Annotated in this window: 3 protein-coding genes; 1 reads left to right on the forward strand and 2 read right to left on the reverse strand. The window is 66.3% G+C overall.

Annotated elements, in window-relative coordinates; translation table 11 throughout:
* Positions 1-250 precede the first annotated feature (250 nt).
* Complete coding sequence (locus Q4C89_RS12965; RefSeq protein WP_303103041.1) at positions 251-1,348, forward strand: IS1 transposase; 1,098 nt, start codon at positions 251-253, stop codon at positions 1,346-1,348.
* Between the two features lie 203 nt (positions 1,349-1,551).
* Here the strand turns inward: Q4C89_RS12965 and Q4C89_RS12970 are convergent, their stop codons facing one another.
* Positions 1,552-6,015 carry an MG2 domain-containing protein gene (locus Q4C89_RS12970; RefSeq protein WP_303103042.1) on the reverse strand — a complete coding sequence of 1,488 codons (4,464 nt, stop codon included), beginning with the start codon at positions 6,013-6,015 and terminating at the stop codon, positions 1,552-1,554.
* 362 nt (positions 6,016-6,377) lie between these two features.
* On the reverse strand, positions 6,378-6,986 hold the full coding sequence (locus Q4C89_RS12975; RefSeq protein WP_303103043.1) for a sugar nucleotide-binding protein: 609 nt from the start codon (positions 6,984-6,986) through the stop codon (positions 6,378-6,380).
* Positions 6,987-7,195 lie beyond the last annotated feature (209 nt).

Genomic DNA, 7,195 nt, shown 5'->3' on the forward strand with positions numbered 1-7,195 from the left:
AGGCGCAGCTCAAAAACCCCAACGGCCCCCAAAAAAACCGAGAAACGCAGAATTCCAGGGCCGTCGGGCGCGAAGCGCACGGGCCGCACACGAACAGCGAAGCAATAACTTCCAGCTCCCGTGCAGCCGAGAAACACCATCAGGCCAGCGAGATAACCGCCATTTGCACAGCGCCAGCGTAAAAGGGTAGTTGTTTGGAACTATGACCGACAGGGGTTGAAATGGGAGCGCCCGGAGCTTATCTCCGGGCGTGTTATTTTCGCTCCCACTCGACAGTTTCGTCTGCCAGACCCCACATTGTCCAGACTTCCACCAACCCGGTCGACAGAACATCCATCTCCGCAAGTTCTACGGCCCTGAAAAGCGTCGACTGCTCAGGTGCCGTACCTGTGGCGCTGAATTCAGCGAAACCAAGGGGACACCCTACTGGGGCAGCAAGTTACCTCCGGAACAGGTCGACCGCGTCGTTGACCACATCACTCATGGCAACTGTTTTTCATCCACTGCAGCGCTCACAGGATGCCACCGCACGACTGTCGCTCGAATCGTCTGTCGCGCTGGTGTTCATCTGGAACAGTTCCATGACCAGCATGCTCGTGACCTTGAGGTCACGAGCATGCAAGCTGATGAGCGGCACGCTTTCGTAGGTGAAAAGGCTGAACAAGCGTGGGATTTCACCGTTGTCGACCCCAAAAGTAAGTTCGTCATTGAAGGTCAGGTCGGGGCGAGGACCGCTGAACTGACGAAGGTGTTGCTCGTGAACGCTCGCGAAAGGCTAGCGAATCCGCAGCGCTTGGTGCTGTTCACTGACGGCTATCTGCCGTATCAGACTCTGTTTCCAGAACTGTTTGGGACGCCGTGGCAGCCTCCACGTCAAGGAAAGCGAGGTCGCTTTCCCAGGAAGGCTTACCGCATTCCACGCGGTCTGGCTCACGTCCGAATCATCAAGGAGTACAGCGGAAAACAGGTGGTGCGTGTGAGGACGGAGATTGCCGCTGGAACACAGAAACGAGTAAACCTCGAACTGGAGACCCTCGGGTACATGAAGCCGAACACTTCAGCCGTGGAGCGTCAGAATGGGACAGCACGTCGGATGAATCCGCATCTGGTTCGCAAGAGCCTCGCCTTTGCGAGGCTTCCCATCCATCGTCGCACGCTCGCTCAGATGGTGCAGGGCGTTTACAACTGGTGTCGACCGCAGAGGGGTCTTCGTCAGCCACTGGCAGAGCCATTGGGAAGAAGAAAATATGCTCAGCGCACACCAGCGATGGCGATTGGGTTGACTGGGCGGTGTTGGTCCATTCGGGATCTGTTGAGCTTCCCCTGTGGCGTAGCCTGTCAGGAATAGTTCCAGTCAACTACCCCGTTTCCAGAATCTGTTCTTGGCGAACTTCGGCACTCAGACGGACACGTTTTTGCGTCATGGCCACAAGCTTATACGCATTGCGCCCGGATGCACCACCGCTCTCCAGGGCCCGCCGCCTAAGTTCAGCGCGGCCCGGTGGGGGCACTTCTCCTCTTCCCCACCGGGCCGCGAGCGGCAGCGGGGGCTCAGCGCACCTTGACGGTCTGCGCGGCTCCTTCGGCGGCGGGGGCTCCCCCGGCGAAGTCTACGCGGGGGGCGGGGGCCACGTAGGTCCCGCTCGCCAGCGCGCGCAGGCGGTAGCGCAGGGTGGTTTTCCCGGCCTTGACGTCTTCAAGGTAAAACACGGCGCGGTCGTCGTATAGGGCGCGCTCGGCCCAGACAGTCGCGTTGCTGCCCGGGGCGTTCACCACGCGGCCCTCACCCAGCGGGCGGTCATCGGCCGCTTCGAGGCCGCCGGGAATGGGGTCGGTCACGCGCAGGTGAGACAGGCGGGAAGGAGCCGTCAGGGTCAATGTCACGGTCACGATGCCGTCGCGCTCCACCGTCGTGGCGTCGTAGTGACGCTCGATCTTGACGGGACTCGGGGCGGTGGCCCCAGCCCCGGCGCGGCGCACCTGCAGGGCCCAGGCATACGGCGTGGGCTGCGCGGCACTCAGCCGGAGGGTGCCCGGTTTCACGTTCGCTGCCGGAACCACGAGTCGGGTGGGGCCCGCGACCTTGACGGTTTTGCGGAAGGCGCCGAGTTCGGCCGTCACCGTGCGGGCGACCGGCGGCCCCTCGCGCTCCGCGAGCACCCGCAAGGCGCTGACGGCGGCGGCGGTGGGCCGGGGAGCGCCCCAACTGTCGCCCACGCGCCGCTCCAGCACCGCGCGGGTCAGGGCGGGGAGGTCGGCGCGGCGGCCAAGCCGGGCGGCGGCTTCCAGCAACCACGCGGTCGGTTCGGTGTCGGACTCCCCGCTCTGGGCGCGGCTTAGCACCAGCGCTCCGCCCTTGTCAGTCCGGGCGGCGGCGCGGGCCCGGGCGTACAGCGTGGCGGCGAGGTCCGGGTGGATCGGGGCCAGCACAGACGCGAGCCGGGCGGCTTCGGCGGGGTCGGCCACGCCGCTGCGGGCGAGGCGCACGGCCCGCTCGGGGACACCGGCTTCGGCAAGGGCCGCCGCGAGCGCGGGCGAGGCGGCGTCGAGTTTGGCGGCCTGGTCGCGCACGTTTTGCAGCGTGCGGCTGTCGGTCAGGCCCGCGCCCTTGGCCTGCACGAGGGCGCTGAGCGCGGCGGCCGTCATCTCGGCATTCACGCGGCTTTGGGCGGTCCAGCCCCAGCCGCCGTCTCCCCGCAGGGCGAGCAGTTCGGTGAGGTCGCGCCGGGCCTGCCCCAGCGCCCGCTCACGCACTTCGGGCCAGCCGAAGCGAGCGGCGAGGGCGGCGAGGTCGAGGTTGCTGCGCAGCCGGGCGCTGAGCGCGTCGGTGGTCTGCCAGCGGTCGGTGGGGTCGGAGAGTGCGGCCCCCAACCCGGAAAGCGCGAGTTGCAGCGGCGACGCGGCGAGGTCGATCACGAGGCTTTCGGGTTGCGTCCCCGCAGGCCACTTCAGCGGGACTTCGGCTTCACCCTTCAGCGTGCCGCCCCCCGAGATGAGCTGCCGCTGCCCGGCCGGGCGCACGGGCAAGGTTTCTTGCACGCCGTCGCGCTGCTGACCGCGCGTGGCACTCGCGCGCAGGGTCAGGGCCGATACCCCCGCCGGGGCCTGCACGCTGAACGTGGTGCTGGCCGAGCCACCTTGCAGGGGCAGGGTGCGGGTTTGGGCCTTACTACTCTGACCGGTACCGAGAGACAGGGTGACGGACCCTCCCCGACCCTGGCGGTCCACCGCCCCGACGACCGCGCTGCCGGTGTCTCCGGCGGTCAGCACGCGCGGGCGAATCAGGCGCACGGCGAACGGCAGCCCGACCCGCTGCTCTCCCCGCGCTTCGCCCGCCGAGCCGTCGCGCGTCAGGGCGCGTGCGCTGAGGCGGTAGGCCCCGAGCGCCTCGGGCATGGTGACGGTGACCCGCGCTTGCCCGGCGGCGTCGGTCTGCACCGTCTGGAAGGCCGCCACTTCGCGCAGGTCGCTGCGGTAGAGGGCGCTGCTGTCGTCTCCCCCACCTCCGCCGCGCCCATCGTCGGGCCCGTTCTGGCTCGACCGCACCTCGACCTGTGGGTAGTGACCGCTCCAGAGCAGCTCCCAAGGCTCCGGCGTGGGGTCGTCGGCGATGGCGTACACCGACTCGTTCACCGCCGCGAGGGTCACGAGCGCGGGCACCCCCCGCCCGCCGCGCAGGGTGCTCACCGTGAAGGTCGCCTTTTCGCCGGGGCGCACTTCCGCGCCGCCCGAGACCTTGACCTGCAGCTTCTTGTCCTCGCGGGGAACGGTGAGCAGGTCGGTGGTGCCCCGCACGAATTCGCCCTTTTGCACGGCGAGGGCCTGCACCGTGAACGCGGGTTCGAGGGCCGGAGTCAGCGGCCAGCGCACCGTCATCTTCGGGCCGGTCACGCGAATCAGGCGCTGCTCGCCGCGTTCCTCGGCGTGCGCGGAAAGCAGCACCGGCGTCCCGGCGGGGAGCGTCGTTCGCAGGGTGAGCTGCGCGGCAGCGCCCGGGGCGTAGGTCTCACGGTCGGCTTGCAGCTCGAGCTCGTAGCGCTGCTGCGGCTCGCCCCGCGCGTGGTACACGTAGCCCGCGTCGAGCCGCGCCTGCGCCGTGCGCCCCGCGCTGTCCGCCGCAAACACGCGCAGGAAGTACTCGCCTTCCTTGTCACGGTCGAGCGGCACGGTCAGCGAGAACCGGCCCTGGGCATCGGTGGTGAGCGTCTTTTCAAACAGCACCTCTTCCCGGCTGGCGTAGTTTCCCCCTTCTTTCACCGAGAAGCTGCGCCGCGCTTCCACGCGCACCTTGCGCCCGGCCAGGGGCTTTTGGGTGCCGACTTCACGCAGCTGCGCGCCCACGCGGCTTTCGCCCTCTCGCCACTGCCGGGTGGGGGCGGCGAATTTGACGTTGGCCGGGTAGACCCGGACCGCCCGCGAGGCCCACACGTCGCGCCCGTACTCGTCGCGCGCCCGCAGGCTGACGGTGTAGGAGGCTGGCCACTGGCCCGCCGCGCCGAGTTTCAGCGGCAGGGCCGCGCGCCCCGCGCTGAGCTTGAAGGTCTGGTTGGGCCGGCGCTTGGGGTCGATGTAGGGCGCGTAGCCGCCGAGGTCTTCGTCGCCGAAGTCGTTTTGGTAAAGGGGATAGTCCTCCGCTTCCCCGCCGGTCACGAACACTTCACCCGCCACGTTCGCCGCGCCGCCCTGGTACAGCTCGCCCGCAGCGCCCAGCGTCCAGGTCTGCCCAGCGACGATTTCCTTCGCTCCGCTGAGGGTGAGCGTAAACAGCGGCTTGACGAAGGCGCGCACCTCGACCGGCACCGAGCTGACGTCCGGCGTGGGGCGCGGGTTGGTGGGGGTCGGGGAAGCGGGCATCTCGACCTCGACCGAGTAGCTGCCGGTCTTCACGGCGGCAGGCAGCGGGAACGAGAAGCGCACCAGACCGTCGGCGTCGGTCCTCAGCTTTTGCTGCGCGAGGGTGACGCGCGGGTAGCCGCTGCTCAGGCGCACGGTGACTTCGCCGCGGTAGGGACGCCGCTGGCCGGGCGTCAGCGAGCACGCCAGCGCCAGGCCGCGCAGGGTCTCGCCGGGGCGGTAGACGGGCTTGTCGGTCTGAATCAGGGCGAGGGCCCGTTCGGCCTGACCGTTCCAGGTTTCGTTGTCGAGGCTGCCGATGCGGGCGCTGTGGGTCTGCCCGCCGATGGTGGCCTGCGCTGCCGCGATGAGGCGCTCGCCGTCGCGCAGGCTGAAACTCGCCAAGCCGCGCGCGTCGGTGGTGACCGGGGCAAGCGGGCGGGTGCTGACGGTTTCTTCCCCCGTTTCCGACCAGTGCCGCGTGACCGCCAGGCCGCTGATACGCACGCCGGGCAGCACCGCACCGGTCTGGGCATGGGTGGCCCAGAGTTGCCCCCGGTTGGGCGTGGCGATGCTGACGAGGTGCAGGTCGGTGACGCGCACGACCTGCGTGCCCAGCACGGTCGCCGGGGCGTCGCGGCGCGAGGCGGTCAGCAGGTAGAGTCCGGGCCTGAGTTTTCCGAGGTCGAGCTGCGTGCGGCCCACGGTAAGTTTCCCCTCCTCCGAGGAGGCGGGTTTGAGGCTGGCGGCCACTGTCCGGACCGGGGTGCCCGCGAGCCGAACGCCGCCGTCTTGCCCCGGTTCCGGCTCACGGAGGGGCAGCACCTGCACCTGCCAGTCGCGCGGGAGGGCCCCCTGCCCCGACCAGCTCAGCGGCAGCCGCAAGGCTTCCGAGGCGGTCTGGGGCGGCAAGAACCACTGCCCTTCACCCAGGAAACTGGCACCTGAACTGCTCTCCCGCAGCAGGCCCCGCCGCGTGCAGTACAGCTGCCCGCCGTAAATCACAGTGGCCACCCGGCCGTTCAGCGAGTCGACCACGCCCAGCGGCTTGCCTGCCGGAAGCGTCAGGGCCGCTTTGCCGCTCAGCGCCGGAGTGGTGAACAGCGGAGTGGGCGCGGCGGTGCTCGCTGCGTCGGCACTGCCCAGCAGCACGCTCAGAAAGAGGGAAGCGGGCAGCAGCAAGGCAGGCAGCCCGGGCCGGGATCAGAATGTTGACATGGGGTCAGTCTAGCGGGGGGCGGCTGATGGGGGGCTGATGGGAAGGGAGCTTGGGTTCCTTACTTCTTGGTGGAAGGGAGGAACTCAACGCTGTGGAGAATGAGGTTCCTGTCAGCGATTTCCTTGAAATAGGGACTGGTCAGGGTCAGATTGACGGGCCCTGACCCCACACGAATCTCGACAGATTGCCGCACCTGCGAAAAGTTCGCTGGCTTTTCATATGCCTCAAATGCGGTCACGGCGCAACTATACTTTTAGACCTGCCGGAATTGTTTCCAGGTTTTCCCGCCTACCGCCTACAAGTTCAACACCCTAAACAGCGACGTTCAATGCCTGTCGGAGAGTTTCCAGCTCCTGTGGAGCTCCTCAAACCGGTCAGTATTGAGAGAAACGTCGGCGGGCAAAACGACATTTGCTTCGGCACGCTTCCCTTCATGAACCTCTGGGTTGCGTCGGCGTGTGAGTTCGTAAACATTCTTGCGCTCGGTCGCGACATGTAAAACCCGTTCCTCAATGTCCTGGGCATGCTGAATGACAGAAGCGATCATGGGCGCGATAATGTCGACATAATCTTGACTGGTGTAGACGTCGCTGAAGGCCGTGGGGTACTGAAACTGGCGGGGCCGGAAACTGGTACGAACGATGAGATGACTTGCGGCGCTGCGGGCCGCTTCCTCAGCAACCAGCTTGGTCAAGGAATAGTAGTTGACGACCGGCCCTGGGGTATCGTCCTCGCGATAGTTGCCTTCATCACCACTAAAGACATAATCAGTCGAAACGTGAAGCAGTTTGGTTTCAACAACGTTTGCAGCCGCAGCCACATTGCGCGTGCCCTTGACATTGATGTTCCAGCACAGCTCACGGTCTTGCTCCACTCCGCCGACGTTGGTGTAAGCCGCTGCGTGAACGATCAGTTCCGGCTGAATATTTCCGATGACCTCAAGTACCTAGTACAGCGTTCTAGAATTTTGAAGCACTAGGAATCTGAACGGTTAGAGATAGATGAGTTTGAGTGATGCCTCTTTTAGCTGAGATTCCAGGCTACATCGCCAATCCTCTCTCCAGAGGTAAAACTATCCTGATTAACAAAACGCTGTACTAGTACAGCGTTCAATTATTTCGTATAGCTTTATAGTGCCGACCG

Origin of the sequence: Deinococcus sp. (assembly GCF_030523985.1) — a bacterium.
Lineage (GTDB): Bacteria > Deinococcota > Deinococci > Deinococcales > Deinococcaceae > Deinococcus.